The organism is Mesorhizobium sp. RCAM 05104 (genome assembly GCF_059683645.1).
In genome coordinates, this window is sequence record NZ_CM185033.1 from 1,873,961 (window position 1) to 1,890,857 (window position 16,897).

The 16,897-nt window shown below is 60.2% G+C and carries 14 protein-coding genes; 8 read left to right on the forward strand and 6 right to left on the reverse strand.

Going from position 1 to position 16,897, the window contains the following annotated elements; genetic code table 11:
* The first annotated feature begins 249 nt into the window (after positions 1-249).
* Genes AC56QP_RS09410 through AC56QP_RS09440 form a run of 7 tightly spaced genes read left to right on the forward strand, consistent with a single transcriptional unit; the run spans position 250 to position 7,126 of the window.
* Positions 250-1,542: a polysaccharide biosynthesis/export family protein gene (locus tag AC56QP_RS09410; RefSeq protein WP_489859960.1), complete on the forward strand. Its 1,293-nt coding sequence runs from the start codon at positions 250-252 to the stop codon at positions 1,540-1,542.
* On the forward strand, positions 1,539-2,201 hold the full coding sequence (locus AC56QP_RS09415; RefSeq protein ID WP_489859959.1) for a sugar transferase: 663 nt from the start codon (positions 1,539-1,541) through the stop codon (positions 2,199-2,201). The genes AC56QP_RS09410 and AC56QP_RS09415 overlap by 4 nt, the downstream gene beginning before the upstream one ends.
* Positions 2,198-2,875, forward strand: a complete 678-nt coding sequence (locus tag AC56QP_RS09420) for a PIG-L deacetylase family protein (protein WP_489859958.1) — start codon at positions 2,198-2,200, stop codon at positions 2,873-2,875. Before AC56QP_RS09415 ends, AC56QP_RS09420 begins: the two co-directional genes overlap by 4 nt.
* Before the next feature lie 22 nt (positions 2,876-2,897).
* Entirely contained in the window at positions 2,898-4,073 is a 1,176-nt protein-coding gene (locus tag AC56QP_RS09425) for a DegT/DnrJ/EryC1/StrS family aminotransferase (RefSeq protein ID WP_489859957.1), read from the forward strand.
* Entirely contained in the window at positions 4,070-5,080 is a 1,011-nt protein-coding gene (locus AC56QP_RS09430) for a thiamine pyrophosphate-dependent dehydrogenase E1 component subunit alpha (protein WP_497100593.1), read from the forward strand. The genes AC56QP_RS09425 and AC56QP_RS09430 overlap by 4 nt, the downstream gene beginning before the upstream one ends.
* A 3-nt stretch (positions 5,081-5,083) precedes the next feature.
* Complete coding sequence (locus AC56QP_RS09435; protein WP_489859954.1) at positions 5,084-6,016, forward strand: alpha-ketoacid dehydrogenase subunit beta; 933 nt, start codon at positions 5,084-5,086, stop codon at positions 6,014-6,016.
* A 12-nt stretch (positions 6,017-6,028) separates the two neighbouring features.
* Positions 6,029-7,126 carry a NeuD/PglB/VioB family sugar acetyltransferase gene (locus AC56QP_RS09440; RefSeq protein WP_497100592.1) on the forward strand — a complete coding sequence of 366 codons (1,098 nt, stop codon included), beginning with the start codon at positions 6,029-6,031 and terminating at the stop codon, positions 7,124-7,126.
* 14 nt (positions 7,127-7,140) lie between these two features.
* On the opposite strand, the gene AC56QP_RS09445 is transcribed toward AC56QP_RS09440, so the two are convergent.
* Together AC56QP_RS09445 and AC56QP_RS09450 are read right to left on the reverse strand one after the other, a co-directional pair.
* Entirely contained in the window at positions 7,141-8,076 is a 936-nt protein-coding gene (locus AC56QP_RS09445) for an IS110 family transposase (protein ID WP_489859952.1), read from the reverse strand.
* A 344-nt stretch (positions 8,077-8,420) separates the two neighbouring features.
* Positions 8,421-10,355, reverse strand: coding sequence for an acyltransferase family protein (locus AC56QP_RS09450; RefSeq protein ID WP_497103984.1), 1,935 nt, complete (start codon positions 10,353-10,355; stop codon positions 8,421-8,423).
* A 775-nt stretch (positions 10,356-11,130) separates the two neighbouring features.
* On the opposite strand from AC56QP_RS09450, the gene AC56QP_RS09455 reads away from it, so the two are divergent.
* Entirely contained in the window at positions 11,131-12,279 is a 1,149-nt protein-coding gene (locus AC56QP_RS09455; RefSeq protein ID WP_489859950.1) for an acyltransferase family protein, read from the forward strand.
* Between the two features lie 41 nt (positions 12,280-12,320).
* Here AC56QP_RS09455 and AC56QP_RS09460 read toward each other — a convergent pair whose 3' ends face one another.
* The 4 genes from AC56QP_RS09460 to AC56QP_RS09475 form a co-directional block, all read right to left on the reverse strand.
* On the reverse strand, positions 12,321-12,995 hold the full coding sequence (locus tag AC56QP_RS09460; RefSeq protein WP_489859949.1) for a Crp/Fnr family transcriptional regulator: 675 nt from the start codon (positions 12,993-12,995) through the stop codon (positions 12,321-12,323).
* A 218-nt stretch (positions 12,996-13,213) separates the two neighbouring features.
* Positions 13,214-13,987 carry a LuxR C-terminal-related transcriptional regulator gene (locus AC56QP_RS09465; RefSeq protein WP_489859948.1) on the reverse strand — a complete coding sequence of 258 codons (774 nt, stop codon included), beginning with the start codon at positions 13,985-13,987 and terminating at the stop codon, positions 13,214-13,216.
* Between the two features lie 485 nt (positions 13,988-14,472).
* The gene (locus AC56QP_RS09470) at positions 14,473-16,068 is read right to left on the reverse strand and encodes an FAD-dependent oxidoreductase (RefSeq protein WP_489859947.1); all 1,596 of its coding nucleotides are present in this window, start codon (positions 16,066-16,068) and stop codon (positions 14,473-14,475) included.
* 200 nt (positions 16,069-16,268) lie between these two features.
* Positions 16,269-16,685: a Ros/MucR family transcriptional regulator gene (locus AC56QP_RS09475; RefSeq protein ID WP_489859946.1), complete on the reverse strand. Its 417-nt coding sequence runs from the start codon at positions 16,683-16,685 to the stop codon at positions 16,269-16,271.
* Positions 16,686-16,897: the final 212 nt, after the last annotated feature.

The following is a 16,897-nucleotide window of genomic DNA, read 5'->3' on the forward strand; positions in this document are numbered from 1 at the left end:
CAATCGGCCGACAGTACCCAGCCGCACCATACGTTGGTTGCGGCTCACATCCAGTTAGCCAAATTGGGTGGGCACGAGACCGAAGGTTATCAGCGCTCCACCAAAGGTATGACTCATTGTGCTCGCGCAGGTGTCGCTAGGGTCTTTCACAGGAAATTTGTGTGGCGGGCTGCTATGGGGTTTTATTGCTATGCTGGGTGGAGCGGGCGGCCGACAGGCGCCTGGACCAGTACGTTCATCGGGAAAGCGTTGAGGCACGCACGGATTGCGGTTTTCGCGATTGCAGCGATCCTTGCTGGTTCCCAGATTGGTGCCTGGGCCGCTGCCAGCGATGACTACAAGCTTTCGGTCGGCGACGTGGTGTCGTTTGATTTCATTGACGATTCGCTTCCTGCCGAACAGCTGACCGTGGCCAGCGATGGCGCCGTCATTATTCCGCTGATCGGCAGTTTCGAGGTCGCCGGCCTGACGGTGCCGGAAGCCCTGGGCCAGATTCGCAAAACCTTCATCGAGCGTCAGTTCTTCAACGATCCCCGGATCTCCTTGGCGGTGGTTAGCTTCCGTCCGATTTTCGTCCTTGGGGATGTCAAGGCGCCGGGCTCGTTTCCCTACCAGCCAGCACTGAATGTCGAGCAGGCGGTGGCACTTGCCGGCGGCCAATCCACAGGCGGAGCCACTGCCGAGGACCGCGTGGTTACGCGCGCCCGGCTGCGCGGAACCCTCGATGAGAGCGTGGTGCAGATCGCCAAGGAAGCGATGGCCGCGGCGCGCATCAAAGCTCAATTGGCAAACAGCGACAAGATCTCGGAACTGGATCTGCCACCCAAGATCAAAGGCCTCATGAATGCCAGTCTGATCGCAACGCTGCTTCCTACGGAGCAGCGCATCCTTGAAACGGATCAACACGCGCTGAGCACACGTCGCAAGCAGCTCTCGGCGGGGATCGACGAAGTGAACGTCGCCCTCTCCAACATTCAACAGCTTTCCGATATCCAGAAGACGGTGATCGCTTCGGCACAAGCCGATCTCGATCGCATCAGGGCCCTCAACAAAAAGGGTCTCGTCACAATTACAGACCTCTCGAACGCCGAGCGCGAGGCGACCACGCAGCAGTCGCATCTGCTTGAAATCTACAATCAGGCTTCGACGGTGCGCCGAGAGTTGAGCCAGTTGCAACGTGACCTGGACGATGCCACCCAGATCTGGACGCACACGGCGCTGACGGATCTTCAAGCCCACAACTCTGAAATCGAACGCCTGATCGCGGTTCGCGAGTCTACGGAGGAGCAGATCCTGCTGTTGAGCTCCCTGGCCGCGGAGCAGACACGCACCAACAACACCATCGCGTTCACGTACCAGATCCGCCGCAAGGTAAATGGCCAGACCGTCACGAAGGTTGTGACCCTCGACGACGCGGTTGCGGCCGGAGACACGATCCTGGTGTCAATAAACCGCATGGACGGTGCCTTGGACACGGCAAACCGTGTGGACGCGACCGTGGCGGCTACCCCGTCCACCGTCCAGGTCGGACCGACGCAATGATCGGCCTGAGCAACCCGATGGCTCGTTCCGCCGACTGGGCCACGCGAGTGCCGATTGGCAGGGCGATGCCCAGCCGGATCGCTTCGGTGGTGCTTTTGGTCCTCAGCCTGCCGCTATGGATCGTGGCTGCCGCGATTGTCTGGGCGAGTCTGGGCCGTCCACTGTTTTTCCGCCAGTCTCGCAGCGGACTGGGGGCTCGCCCCTTCGTGATCTGCAAGTTTCGCACGATGAATGAGGGGCGAGATGCGGACGGCGCGCTGCTCCCCGACCACTTGCGTGAGACTCCAGCCACGCGGCTGATGCGCTCCACACGCATCGATGAGCTGCCGCAACTTCTTTCGATAGCCAAGGGCGACATGGCCTTCATAGGGCCGCGCCCGTTGCTCCCAGCCACTGTCGCCGAGTTCGGCGAGCTGGGACGTATTCGTGGCACGGTTCGTCCGGGCTTGTCCGGATGGGCACAGGTGAACGGCAACACCCGTCTCACCAACAGCGAGAAGGTGGCGCTTGACCTCTGGTATGTGCGCAACCGCAGCCTGTGGCTCGATCTGCGCATACTGGTTCTGACCGTGCAAGTCGCACTGTTGGGCGAACGCGTCGACCGCCGCCATGTCGACCACGCTGTGAAGGCGATGCCCGCCGGGACGGTTCGGTCATGAGCCCTACCCTCGGTCGAGTTCTGGTGATCGCACCGCATCCGGACGATGAGGTCCTGGGGTGTGGCGGCACGATAGCCCGGGTGGCTGCACAAGGCGGGGAAGTCCACGTTGCCGTGGTTACGCGAGGCTGCCCCCCGGCTTTCACCGAGGAGATGACGCAACGGGTTCGCTGTGAGGCGAAGGCGGCCCATGCCTGTCTGGGCGTACGCCAGACGCACTGGCTTGATCTGCCGGCAGCCCAGATCGCCGAGACGCCGCACACGACCCTCAACACGGCGCTGCAGACCTTGTTGCGGGAGGTCATGCCGGACACGCTGCTTATCCCCTTCGTCGGCGATGTGCACATGGACCACCAGCTGATCTTCCTGTCGTCACTGGTAGCGGCTCGTCCCGTGCAAGCCCAATACCCGCGGACGATCATGGCCTACGAGACCGTGTCCGAGACGAACTGGAATGCACCCTATGTGACGCCGAGTTTCGTGCCGAACGTCTTCATGGACATCGAAGCGACGCTCGCCCGCAAACTCGAGGCCGCGTCGATGTTCGCCTCGCAGATAAAGGCCTTCCCGCACGAGCGCTCGATCGAAACCTTGCGGGCGCTGGCGATTGTCAGGGGCACCGCCGTCCATTTGAGGGCGGCCGAGGCCTTCGTCCTTTTGAGAAATGTCATCTAAGTTCTAGCTGGAGTGTTCCAAGATGAAACGCTGGCCAATCTATGACGAAGAGCAGATAGCCGATGTGGTCGAGGTTCTGCGATCGGGCCGGGTGAACGCCTGGACAGGCGACCATGTGAAGACCTTCGAACGAGCCTATGCGCGCAGCCTCGGCCGACGTCATGCAGTGGCGCTTGCCAATGGCTCGCTCGCGCTGGATCTTGCCATGAAAATTCTCCACATCGGCGCCGGCGACGAGGTCATCGTGACGCCCCGCAGTTTCGTCGCCTCCGCTGCTTGCGTCATGTTTGCCGGCGCTACACCTGTTTTCGCCGATGTCGATCCGATCTCGGGCAACCTTTCCGCTGAAACGATCGCGCCGAAGATAACGGCGCGAACAAAGGCCGTCATTGTCGTGCATATCGCCGGGTGGCCATGCGACATGGCGCCGATCATGGCACTTGCAAAGCGCAGCGGCATCAAGGTCATCGAGGATTGCGCCCAGGCGCATGGAGCCGAATACAACGGACGGCCAATCGGCTCCTTCGGAGACATTGCGGCGTTTTCGTTCTGCCAGGACAAGATCATCACGACCGGCGGTGAGGGTGGGCTTGTCGCAATGGACGACAGGAAATTGTGGCTCGCCGCCTGGAGCCTCAAGGACCACGGCAAGAACTACAATCTGGTCTTTGCCCCACATCGGGCGACCGGGTTTCGCTGGCTGCATGACAGCATCGGCACCAACTGGCGCATGACATCGATCCAGGCCGTGCTCGGCTTGCGGCAACTCGAACGCCTGCCCGACTGGGTTCGTCAGCGCGAGCAAAATGCCGACATCTGGCTAAGGACGCTTGCCGATCTGCCGATGCTGCGCGCGCCCCGGCTCGATCCGGCGCACCGGCATGCCTGGTATCGATGCTATTTCTATATCAAGCCGGAGATGCTCTCCTCGGGATGGTCGCGTGACGAGCTGATCGCGGCCATCAATGCGGCAGGCGTTCCATGCTTCTCGGGAAGCTGCTCCGAGATCTATCTGGAACATGCCTTCGCGGATGCCGGCGTGGCACCTCCCGAACGTCTTCCGGTTGCGCGGCAGCTCGGGGAAACAAGCATAGCCTTCCTGGTCGATCCGTCCTGGACGACCGAGGAGACGACGGCGGCGGCAACGACGACGCGATCCATCCTGGTAGGGGCCGCTCGCCAGCTCGAGGCGGCATGATGAACGAGCATGCGATCAGGAAAGACAGAGACGTTCCAGCGTCTTCCCTTGGAGAGCTGAGAATCGTGACGACTTCGGCGTTGCAGAACCTTGCCCTTCCCAAGGCAGGCAATACGCTGCTCGGGTTCGAATTGCCGATCGAGGTCCGGCTTTATCAGCAGATGATGCTCATCCGGCTCGTCGAGGAGCGCTTGCTCGATCTTTTTTCCCAGGGGCTCCTGTTCGGCACGACGCACACGTCCATTGGACAGGAAGCCAATGCAGTGGGGGTGGTGAACGCCCTTGACCGGGACCGCGACATTATTTGGAGCAACCATCGCTGCCATGGTCATTTCATTGCCTATTCGGGCGAAGTCGAAGGCCTGTTCGCGGAGATCATGGGGCGTGTAACCGGCATTTGCGGGGGACGCGGCGGCAGTCAGCATCTGTGTTTTCGCAACTTCCACTCAAATGGCATCCAGGGGGGCATAGCGCCCGTGGCGGTAGGCAGCGCGCTGGCGCGAAAGGACGAGGGCGCTGTCGCGGTGGTCTTCCTGGGCGATGGCACGATGGGTGAGGGAGCCGTTTACGAGAGCTTGAACCTCGCCGCCATTTTCGGCGCCCCCGTCCTTTTTGTGATCGAGGACAACGAAATCGCCCAAACGACGCCCAAGAATCTGACCGTCTCCGGTTCGATCGTAGCCAGGGCGGAACCGTTCGGTATCCGCACATTCGCCTATGATGGCAACGATCCGGTCGAGATATGCGAGCTCGCCCAAGAGGCGGTAAGCTATGTCCGCGCCGAATCCCGCCCCTGCTGGCTCTACTTGCGAACCGAACGGATTGGTCCCCACAGCAAGGGAGATGACACTCGGCCAGCCTTGCGCCTTGAGCAAGCTCGAGCCAGGGATCCGATCCCCCCGATGCGCCGGCGCGTCGCGAACTTCGAGGAGATCGATGCCTTTTGTCGATCTGTCGTCGACCGCGCGGTCGAATCCGCCGCCGCGGCTGCCATGGCGCGAGGCTGACCCATGCGTGTCGTCGAATCGATCAATCGCGCGCTTCACGATCTCATGGAAGCAAACCTGCGCCTGGTGATCCTGGGTGAGGACATTATCGATCCCTATGGCGGCGCATTCAAAGTCACCAAGGGACTTTCCTCGGCCTATCAGGATCGGGTCTGGACCACGCCGATCAGCGAGGGTAGCATTGTCGGCATGGCGGCGGGACTGGCCCTCAAAGGCAGGCCTGCGATCGTCGAGCTGATGTTCGGAGATTTCATCGCCCTTGCCGCCGACCAGATCATCAATCACGCTGCCAAGTTCCGCTGGATGTATAACGATCAGGTTGAAGTCCCCATCATTATCCGCGCTCCCATGGGTGGACGGCGCGGCTACGGGCCGACGCACTCGCAAAGTCTGGAAAAGCATTTTTGCGGCGTGCCCGGCCTTACAGTGCTTGCCACGCATGAATATGCGGACCCGGGTGCGCTGTTGCATCGGGCCTTCGCTTCCCGATCCCCTCACCTGATCATCGAAAACAAGGTCATGTATTCGAGGCCCGTGCTCGGCGCGGCCGCGCTCCCATGTCCGCCGGATGCAGATATCGTGATCCTGACATATGGGGGTTGCGTCGAGCACGCGGTTGCGGCCGCAAACAAGCTCGCTGAAGAGGAGGAAATCGCGACCGCAGTGGTGGCCGTTGAGCAGTTGTCGCCATTTCCTGTCGAGGATATCGTGAGCCAGGTCGGCAATTGCAGCCGCGTTATCGCCGTGGAGGAAGGCACTCCCGGCTGGGGCTTCGCATCCGAATGCGCCCGAGCCCTGATCGGTCGGGTCAAGCACTTCAGTGCATTGGCTGGACCGGATCACCCCATTCCCTCCAGCCGTGAATGGGAGGACGATCTGCTGCCGGGTGTGAACGCCATCCGGGCGGCCTGCGTCGATCTGTTCACGAGAGGCTAAGCGTTCATGAGTGTGCTTGTCGAAGCCCCGCGGGTTAACGCCAACGAGGACAATCTTCAGCTGATCGAAATCAGGGTCGTGCAGGGTGAGAGGGTCGAGGAAGGGGCTATTCTCTTTGTCCTCGAGACCACGAAGGCCGCGGTTGAGGTTTATGCTCCGGAGGCAGGAACCATCGGCCGGCTCGACAGCAAGGTCGGTGACTTCGTCACTGTCGGCGCGGTGCTGTGCGAAATCGTCGACGAAAATGCCAACGCCGCATCCGGAACGGCCAGCACGGCCAATGTCGGCGTCAACGAGATCGCGATAACGGCCAAGGCCCGCAAGGCCGCGTCCGAGCTCGGGATCGACCTTGCGGATGTCAGTCCCTCCAACGGCCGCATCGGCGAAGCCGAGGTGCGCGCGGCAGCCAGCCGCCGGTCCGGGGCCATGGTGGCAGGACCGGACGAGTTCCAGCCCGTCCTTCCTTCCGGGTCCACGCGACGGGCCGTCATCATCGGTGGCGGCGGCCACGCCGCCTGCTTGATCGATGCGCTCGATGGGTCCGGATACGACATCCTCGGCTGCACCGATCAAGCTCTGCCCGTTGGGCAGCACGTCTGCGGCGGCATTTCGGTGATCGGTACGGAAGAGTGCCTGGAGCGTTTGCTCGCCGAGGACACGCGCTACGCCTTCATCGGCATCGGGGGTGCGCAGTCAAGCGAGGTGAGGCGGGCGATGTTTGAACGCGCCCTGGCCATGGGCTTCGTTCTGCCGCCTGTGATCCACCCTTCCGCGATCGTCTCCAAGGCAACCAGGATTGGACATGGCTGTCATATTCTGGCCGGCGCGAGCATCGGTCCGCGCTGTACGATCGGCAACAACGTCATCATCAACCAGGGAAGCATCGTCTGTCACGACAGCATCGTGCAGGACAATGCGCACCTGACCCCGGGCGCCATCCTCGCCGGCGGAGTGAGCGTCGGAGCGAGGACTGTCGTGGGAATGGGCGCAACCGTGCTGCTGGGCGTCCAGATCGGCGCTGACTGCCTGATCCACAACGGCGCGCATATCAGCGCCAATGTCGGAGACAATACCATCGTTGACGCTCAGGGCCGCCGACATCTCCGCTAGAGTATCCGTGTTGGTCAAGGAGGGGATGGCAGCCATTTCCGGCCGTCCCTGAGGAGCGCGTTTGCGAGAACGATCAGCTTTCGCATGATGGCGGTGATAGCGACCTTGGCAGCTTTGCCGCCGGCTTTGAGGCGGTCGTATTTTGCCGTGAGATCGGGATTGAACCGCATGGCAACGAGAGCCGGCATGCAAAGCGCCTGGCGGACATTGGCCCGGCCGCCGCGGATGAAGGCGCGGCCGGTCCACTTCCCGGACTGGCGTGCGACGGGGGCGAGGCCTGCAAGAGAGGCTGCCTGGCCCTGGCCCAGCATGCCGAGTTCGGGCATGTCGATCAGGAGCGCGAAGGCGGTGATCGCCGAGATGCCCGGGATCGAGACGAGGATATCGAAACGGCGGGCGAGATCGGGATCGGCCTTGATGAGGGCGATGATCTCGTTTTCGATCGCGCCGATCTGGCGTTCGATCTGCCTGAATTGCTCGCCATTGTGACGCTTCAGGATGGGAAGGGTGATCGTCTTTGCCCTGTTCTTGGCCGCTGTCCGGTTCTTCACCAGCGCCTCGCGGGCCATGTGCAGGTCCTTGAGATCGTTGAGGATCAGGCTGCGCACCGGTCTCGCCTCGAGGTCGAGGACCGCGCCCATGCGCGCCAGCATGACGGCGTCCAGCCGGTCGGTCTTGGCGAGCCTGCCGGTGGCTTCCGCGAAGCGCCGGGCTTGGCGGGGATTGACCTTGACCAGTGCTGCGCCTGCCGCCGCCAGCCTTCGCTCGAAGGCCCGGTGGTAGGGGCCGGTCGGTTCATAGATGATGCGAGGACCCACGCCGTTCAGCCAGCTCACGAATGCAGTGTGGCCGGCCTCGTCGTTGGCGAAGTGGCGGCTGGCGCCGTCGCTGATGCGATGGGCGTCGAGATGGTCTTTCGAGATATCGACCCCGATGGTATCGTTCGTCATCTTTCGCTTGTCCTGTGCTTGTCATACGCAGCCCAACTGCGGGTATCCGTTCAGGCCTCAAGGAAAGACGAGGGCGATCCGACTCTAGCTCGACCCGTCAAACGGTCTGCATTTCAACGATCCGACCCTCGCCGCCGAGGGAGGGCGGCTACCCTCTCCCGGCGGTTCCCTTTTCGCCCGTTCGGCAGAAAAAGTCATAAGACAAGCAATCCCAGGAAAAGTGTGAAACGGTTTTCCCGGGAAAAGCGCCTAGCGCTTTCCCTTGGGAATTGCGTCAAAACAAAGAGTTAGAGCGGTTTGCCGTTTCCGTGAAACGGTGAACTGCTCTAGTGCCTGGCGAGGCGTCAGGCGCCTCGCCGCAAAGCTCTTTCAAACAATGGCACGAGTATCCTGGAACCCGGAATGCTGAGGTGGTGGCTGTCAAAGTACAGCGGCTTCCCATCCATTATGGCAACACACCGGTCCTGCGGACAAAGTACTTGCGTCGGATATACGCGAATGAGGCCGACATGTCGGCCCAGCCTGTCCAAAATGCCAAATGCAATCTGCTGTCGCTCCCGATAGAGGCTCTCCGGTATGCTGAAGCTGGACAGCGCATGGCCCCGCAGGGCATGGCCCTGCGCCACGAGCCGGGCAGCCGTGGAGGGTACGTCATAACCCACCTCCGGGACTGGGTAGACGATGACCACCTTTTTCCCGGCTTGCAGGAGCCGACCCACGGTTCTCCTGAGCGATGTTTCGAACGCGTGACGCGCCTCGACGGAGAAGCGGTCGAATTGAATGCCGTCCCGGTCCTGCAATTGCGGAAGATTGCCGTTTCGTTCCGCTGGTCCAAGTTCGATCGCACGGCCCTCGAGATAGAGCGACCATCTGGCAGCGATTATGACGGTCTTCAGCTCCGGGTGGCCGAGTGCGTATCTAAGCCGCAAATCGTTTCCTCGGATGCAATTTCGGTCCGTTCCGACGCCCATGAGGGGGGGGCAGCGGGGGGTCGCGCCGTAGACCGTGCTTGCGCCATGCGCGGCCAGCTCCGACATTGCACCGAACATCGCCCCCGCATGAGAATCTCCCCACAGAAAGATCCGGGCATTCGCGGTGGCGCCTATTGTACAGGGGGAATTCGCAGCGAGCTGAAGAGACACGTTTGCGCATTCATCCGCTTCAGGATTGGCGGACAAGGCATAGCTGGACAACACATTCACATCCTTGGAGAAGCGGGTCGGCCAGCCATTGTCCAGATAGATGACTGAGCCGGTCATGGCCACGGCGACGATGGCGAAGGCGCCTCCAGCCAGGACAGGCACTGGGCGGGCTACCCGCGACGGCACCCGCAACGGGCGCTCGATGTATCGCCAGGACATGAACGCCAGCGTGAATGAGGCGGCCACCAGGGCGGCCGACTGAAGCGAACTGAGCTGATCGATTGCCAGATAACCAACCAGGACAATCAGCGGCCAATGCCAAAGATACAGGGAGTAGCTTATCAGACCCACGCCGACGAACGGCCTTGTTGAAATCAGTCGTGTGACCGAGCAATTCCCAGCACTTCCTCCGTGAATGACAAGGGCAGCGCCGATGCATGGAAGGAGTGCCGCGACGCCGGGGAATGAAGTCACATCGGAATAACGCAGCACGGCAGCAAGGATCAGCAGCAATCCGGCCCCTGTCGCCACCTCGCACTGCCAGCGCCTGGCGAGGCGCGGGAAGGTTCCAAGCGCCAGGAGGCTGCCCAACAGCAACTCCCACGCCCTGAACGGAGTGAGGTAAAAGGCGGCAGTAACGTCGTACCGCATCACCATGACAGTCGCGAGGAACGAAATTCCTGCCACGCTCGCCAGGAGGATGCGAACATTGCGAACTCCCAGCCACCAGATGGATATCAAAAACAACGGAAACAGGATGTAGAACTGCTCCTCCACCGCCAGTGACCAGGTGTGGATGAGTGGCTGGTCGTAAGTTTCCCCGTCAAAATAACCGGTCTTCAGCCAAAACCCGATGTTGGACGAGAAGAGGGCCGTGGCGACGGAGTTGCGACCGAAGCGCCTGAAGTCATCCGGCAGGAAGATGAAGGCGCATGCCAATGTACAGACGGCCAGCATGGCGAACAACGCCGGAAAAATGCGGCGTATACGCCGCTCATAGAAATGCCAGACCGAGAACTCGCCTGCTCGCAAATCCCTGGCGATCAATTGGGTTATCAGGTAGCCGGAGATGACAAAGAAGATATCGACGCCAACATATCCGCCGCTGAACACGGTGAAACCGGCGTGGAACAGCACAACCGAAACGACAGCGACGGCGCGTAAACCATCAATGTCGGCTCGGTAGGCTGGGGCCGCCAGGGCTGCATGTTGCGATGCCGACCCCGGAAGTTTCCGCGAGTCCAACATCACACCAGCGGCGAGGCTGGGCCTATGACCTTGGTAGCTTGGCATACTGGTCCTGTATAACGCGCCTACGCGCTGATGCCCGCCCGCAATAAAGGGGTAGCCCATGCCTTAAATCGGACTAGCGGGCGAAGGGCCGCTGGCCATTCCTGGCGCCGGCAGGACGCATTTTCACAGCATTTGACTTACCGTCTGCACGGGCCGCCAGGGACCCGGGTTCGGCAAGCGGCATCCGTCTGCTTTTCAAATGATTAAAAGCTGGGCAGAGCAGCGGGTGCGCGAACCGCGTTTGCGTGGCCGACGATCCGCTGAAGGATTTTGTAACGCCCAAGCCGCGGTTGGGCACCGTCCACATCCGGCGGCGGCGGCGCATCTCATCTCGCGACAGCCCCGACCGCCATCAGGCATGCCGCGCCCGCTGGACGATCTTGATGCGTGTCTCGACCGGATCTTCCGTCGACGGCTCTCGCAGCCCGCCCAGGCCTAACCATTCCGGTCAATTGTTCCTGGCTGCCCCCCACTTTTGGGCTGGGGGTATCCGCCTATTTCCCCAAGGATTGCAAGACATGGACTGCTGTAGGGTGAAACGATCTGCCAAGGTCAGGTTTGAAAGCTCAAGATGGCTGCCACCCATTCCAGCCCTGTGAGACTATCGGATACCCAGCATTTGACCGCTGAAGCGTCAGCGAAGCCATCCGCGAAGCCAATTGGCGACAATTCGTTCAATATAGCCGCGCATGGGCTGCGCGGCATCGCGTCGCTCATGGTGTTCTTCGCGCATCTCCTGGGTGGCACGGCAGAGCACGTCTACGCCTCCAATGCGGCCTATGTCGACGGCATCACGCCGTTCTGGAACTTCGGCACTTTCGGGGTTTGTCTTTTCTTCGTCATCAGTGGCTTCGTTATCCTGCCCAGCGCGATGCGCTACAGTCCAACTGAGTTTGCCGCCCGACGCTTCATGCGCCTCTACCCTCTGTTTTTCGCGTTCAGCGTGCTTTTCATCCTGCTGAATGCCACAACGAACCTTTATCCCGAAACCAACAATCTCACGTCGGTTCTGGCTGGATTAACATTCCTGAATCTTTTCGCCCGCACCGAGCAGCTCACTCCGAATGCATGGAGCCTGACTTTCGAAGTCTGGTTCTACGTGTTTATGGCAGCGTTCGTGTTTGTGGCTGTTCGTCGCCCTAGCAAGCTTGGCCTGGTCGTCCTAAGCCTCATTGCCGCGCTCTTTATCGCCAGGTATCCGATCGCCCTGTATTTCGTCGCAGGGGGCCTGATCCGCCTCGCCCACGACCGATATGAATGGGTAAGTCGGGGTCACCACCGCCTTGCCGAGAGCGCGGCCTTCGCAGCCTGCGTCTTTCTGTCGACCCGCGGCCACTACGACTATCATTTGTCCGATTTCCAGAATGCCGAGGTGCCCTTGCTGGTTGCGGCAACCGCTCTTTACTTCTGCCTCGCGGTATCGCGAAACAGCTTGACGGCGCTGTTGCTCGGCAACCGGCTCCTTCGCTATTTCGGGACGGTCAGCTACAGCCTATATCTGGTGCATCCCTACACGTATTTCTTATCCCGCGCGGCCTTCTCGCACGCTCATCTCTTCACCGCCAACGTCGCAGTCTCGATGGGCGCCTTCATTGTTGTGACAGGCGCGATCACCTGGATCCTGACGCATTTCGCGAACCGCACCCTCGAACTGTGGCCCTATGAGTTCGTCTATCATCAGAAGATCTATCGCTCGACAGCGCAACCCAGTGCCGCGCGGCTGTGGCTGGCCTTGAACACCAAACGATCCGCCTGGCTGCGGGGATAAGAGCGCCGCCGCAGCACTGGTTTGAAACCAACCATGGCCGATTAATCGTCGGACCTTGCCAGCAAGTCCGTCAGGCGGGACACATCGGGCACAAGCAGCTCCTTTGCGCGGCGCAGAACTATTCCGACACTCTGCAGGTAGCTGAGTTCGCGGGCCACGGCTTCACGATGCGTGCCGATGCGATTGGCCAAATCCGTGTGTGTGGGAATGGGAGAAATGACAGCCGAACCGCCGGTTTCGATATTTTCCGCACACAAGCGCAGCAATTCACTATGAACGCGCGATCGCACGCTGAGTGTCGAGAGTTCGACGATATGCTCGACAATCAGATGCTGGCGTTCGACCAACATCTGGACGAGGGCCTGAAGCGCCTCGGGATCGTTCTTGATTATATCCAGGAAGGTCCGACTTCCGATGGAAGCGATCGTGCATGGTCCCGCTGCTTCAATCGAATAAGGCACCAGAGGGAGCTCGCCGCTCAGGGCTGCTCCGTTGACGAGTGATCCCTGGTGCGCCGACGGGAGCCACACGATCTTGCCTGTGCGGGTGTAAACAGGGAAGCGGAGTTCGCCATCCAGAAGAAAGAAAACCCGATCGACTTTTTCGCCGGCCGGGATCAAGACATCACCGTCATCGAGATGGAACCAATGACAGCGGCGGTTCATCTCGGCCAGCGTGGATGGACGAACGGCGTGGAAATGTTCGATGCCGCTCAAATCCAGGCTTTGTAACGTGTTCCGATCAGCCGCGGGAGCGGCCTCCCTCTCAGTCCGCGGAACGGAATATCGCTCAGGCGGCTGTTTCACCTTCCTCGCCCCTCGCAAAAATGTCTAACCCCCCTGCGGGCCCTCAAGAACGAGGGCCCAATAAAGCCATCCACCATGGTTGCCGCGGGTAGAAAACATCACCCTTTCATCGAGGCGGCAGCCATGCCTCAATTTCGCATGGTAACACCATCATATGGCGTCGTGTTAAGGATATAAGCTACCTCAGTACGATTTCTGGCGCGCAGCTTTTTCATCACATTGCGGATGTGCACCTTGACTGTGCTTTCACACATGTTGAGTTCGTATGCGATAACCTTGTTTGCCTTGCCTCGGCGCAACGCTTCGATCACCGACATCTGGCGTGACGTAAAGACATTGTCGCCCTGCGGCTGCTTGGCTGGCTGGCTGTCCCTGATTGCCTGGCCCGAACTGAAGAGAACACTGGGCGGTATGAAGGTCCCGCCCGCCGCGACAAGCTGGATCGCCTTTGCCGCAACCTGCAAGCTGACGCTTGTGGGGATGTAGCCGCGCGTGCCGCTTTCCACCGCTTTGACGATATCGTCAAAGTTCTCGATATCCGACAGCATCACGATTCCCAGAGACGGCCTGGTTGCCTTGAGATGAGCAATCCGCGCAAGATGATAGTCCGCGTGAGAGTTCGACCACATGACGCACAGCAAGACCGTCGAAACCCGTTCGGTCTCCTCTGGACTCGCGGCGTCGAACGCTTCGACGGTCGCATAGCGTTGGATGCGAAATGATGGCTCGATGAGTTCGAGGCTTCTGGCGAAGCAGTCGCACATCAGTGGCCGATCATCGATGATCGCTATCTCCATCCCCTCCCGTGAGGGAACAGGTCCTATATGATTTGTATTGGCAACAGCTGAATAGAGAGCCAGATCGGTATTGATCGGCTGATCGTTGTTCGACAGACTTGTCATGGCTTACCCCCAACCCGAAATTTTCACTGCGACGTAGAATTCACCCCAACGTAGAATTCGACTTCGAGAACCCACCTCCTTAATCCATTAGGAACCTACCTTCTTAAGGTATTAGTAATAACTTGTGGATTGGGAGCGCGGTGTGACAAAACGCACAGCGTGAATATAATCTCGTATTTGTGAAGCTCTGGACCGAGGTGGACAGGTGTCGAAGCGTCGAGTCGGCCCCACCGAAAGGCGTATGCATCAACAGGATGGATAGCCGGCTACGCCGGATGCAGTCTATGCCCTGTACTGCAAACCGATATTTGACGCATTGCCACTTTCAAAGCTGCAACGTCCGCCGCCCTCTCCAAAGGCCGCAAGCAAAGCTGCAAATGTACCATTGTGAAGCGAAGTGGTAACTTCGGAAATGCTCGCAGTCCGATCTCCAGACAACGGTCGCCCCAGGTCAATCGGGCGCTCCACCAACGAGGAACGGACCTTTACTCAAGCCATTGTTGGAGATTCTGGCCCAATTTAATGGCGAGTGCCACAATGGTCAGGGTGGGCATATCGTTTCCCCCGGTTGGAAAGACCGAGCTGCCGGCGATGAAAAGATTCGCGAGGCCGTGCACCTGGCATTTGCTGTCGACCACACCCGTTCGCGGATCGTTGCTCATCCTCGTTGTACCCATGTGGTGCCTGACCCAGCGGTATGGGATGTCCTCCTCCCCGGTCGGGGTTTCGTCGGTGCCGGCCTGGACGTCGCTTCTGTGGCCCAGCAGCCGCATCTCTTCCGTGATGATGGTCTGCATCCGCTCCAGTGTGCGCCGAACGAGAGGTCCCACCTTCCATTCCAGCTTCACGCGCGGAAGATTGAATTCGTCACGCTTTGTATCCAGGGTAACCCGGCTTTCCGGGTCCGGCTCTTGTTCGAGGATGGTGTCAAAGTGAAAATGCCTGGCGCGGTGGCGTGAGTGCCAGATGCGTTCGATGCCTGACGAGATTGATCCCGCGGGATGCCGAAAGATCGTGCGGCCACTCTTGATAAGGTCGCGATGCAGTCGACCCTTGCGCAGCCAGAAGGCAAGATACTGCAGGGCCTCGGAGCCATCCATATCGTTGACGCAAGGCCCCGGCTTGATCCACGTCCGGGAGCCGAGAAGGCCTTCGCTTGCGCGGATCTCTGGGCGCAGAACAAGCCCGAATGCATCGTTGATGCCGCCGCCCGCGGGCCCCGGCAAATCAGCCATGCGGGTCCCGACCGAGGGTACGTGAAGGGCGACGGTTTTGTCAGGCCGGCTGACTTGCAAACTCCCCCACCTTACTCGCGGATGCTCCATGAAATAGCGGCCAACCAGGTCATGCTGGTTGCCGATCCCATTCGGCATCTGTCGGTTGGAAACCAGGAGGAGGCGTGCGTTTTCGATCCCGCCGCAGGCCAGCACAAAGAAACGCGCCTCTATCTGGAATTGATTGTTCGGTGCGCTGGCTACCTCGATGGAGCGAACCCGTCTCCCTGAGTCGTCGGTGTCGAGCCGAAGGGCTGTGGCGTGCAGGATAACCTGCACGTTCCTTGCCGTTTGTAATCTCGTATGCAGCGTTGCCCCGAGATCCGGGACGGGGCTGAGAAAGCAGCGTTCGGAAAAAAGCGGTCCATTCGTGCGTAGCGCCGCGGAGGCCGGCTCATCAGCCAGCAGGTTCTTGATCCCGAGCAAGTCTGCGGCCGATTCGTAGTGGGGAAGTAGCGACTTGCGATCGACAGGCCACCCGCTCATCGGGATCCAATGCCGATGCTCGAAATCGGCGCTATCAAGCATCTTGCACCATCCACCCCAACCAGCCTTGCCGGTACTGCCGCCAAACTGGCGAATTCGGCAAAGGTCCAGCGCCTCATAGGGCCTGCCTACAGATTGCCCCCGCGACAGTCGTTGACGCCGATGCTCATAGTTGAGGCCGCCGCTTTCAATGACGCAGACGCGATGCCGCGTTCCTGCGAACTGCGCGGCGAGCGCAAGACCGGCCGCGCCCGCTCCGACTATGCACAAATCCGTCTCGAGCCGGACGCCTTCCGGAAAGTCCTTGCAGTCTTCAATCATGTCGGTGCCGATCGGGAGGAAACAGCAACGGGCTTACGAGGCAGTGGGCGGCCATCTCCACGCTTCCCCCACCCCCCGATCCAGCTGTCTGCTGGCATTGCATCGGACAGCGGACGGAATTTGTAGCCCGCGCAAGACAGTTGCAATAATATGACCGAAGCTGTCATAGCCGTCGAGGCCTGAGGCGGCAGCCCATTGGGTCAGGTTGCGGAAGTCTGATTACTGGCATTCCGTTGTCCAAGCCTGATCCTCTTGGCCGCTTGCGAACGCAATTCGGTGAAATTTGGCGCGACCAATGGGTAGTCCGGCGGCAAACCCCATTTCCTGCGATAATCCGCCGGTGTCATTCCCATCGAAGCCAGATACCGCTTCAATGATTTCATCCTGCGTCCGTCCTCCAGGCTGATGATGAAATCGGGCGTCACCGACTTGCTGATCGGCACGGCGGGAACGAGTTTCGGTTTGGGCTTTTCCGCGCCTGCGGAGAGGGCCTGCAACGTGCGGCCGACATTCTGGACCAGATCCACCAGATCAGAACGGGAGGCCTGGTTCCTGCTGACAAAGGCCGAAACGATCTTGACGGTTAATTCCAAATGATCGACGGGGTCAGGGTCCATAATCCGCTCTCGACTGACGATGGTTGTCGTCCGTGACAAATGCGGAGCAGGCTTTGGATCACTCGTCTGCCGAATTATCCAATATCAAATCGGGAGCATATGCTCCTGATCCCCCCGCGTTTGGAGCCTCCAATGGCATCCCTGGGTGGCACTTATGTCAATTGCCCTTGGTGGTATTGAATCCACCCAAAAGTGGTAACCGATCGTGCCGG

Bases quoted from the DNA above. Each gene is read 5' to 3' on its own strand.
- AC56QP_RS09415 (WP_489859959.1), top strand. From the start codon at position 1,539: ATGATCGGCCTGAGCAACCCGATGGCTCGTTCCGCCGACTGGGCCACG.
- AC56QP_RS09420 (WP_489859958.1), top strand. From the start codon at position 2,198: ATGAGCCCTACCCTCGGTCGAGTTCTGGTGATCGCACCGCATCCGGAC.
- AC56QP_RS09425 (WP_489859957.1), top strand. From the start codon at position 2,898: ATGAAACGCTGGCCAATCTATGACGAAGAGCAGATAGCCGATGTGGTC.
- AC56QP_RS09430 (WP_497100593.1), top strand. From the start codon at position 4,070: ATGATGAACGAGCATGCGATCAGGAAAGACAGAGACGTTCCAGCGTCT.
- AC56QP_RS09435 (WP_489859954.1), top strand. From the start codon at position 5,084: ATGCGTGTCGTCGAATCGATCAATCGCGCGCTTCACGATCTCATGGAA.
- AC56QP_RS09445 (WP_489859952.1), bottom strand. From the start codon at position 8,076: ATGACGAACGATACCATCGGGGTCGATATCTCGAAAGACCATCTCGAC.
- AC56QP_RS09465 (WP_489859948.1), bottom strand. From the start codon at position 13,987: ATGACAAGTCTGTCGAACAACGATCAGCCGATCAATACCGATCTGGCT.
- AC56QP_RS09470 (WP_489859947.1), bottom strand. From the start codon at position 16,068: ATGATTGAAGACTGCAAGGACTTTCCGGAAGGCGTCCGGCTCGAGACG.
- AC56QP_RS09475 (WP_489859946.1), bottom strand. From the start codon at position 16,685: ATGGACCCTGACCCCGTCGATCATTTGGAATTAACCGTCAAGATCGTT.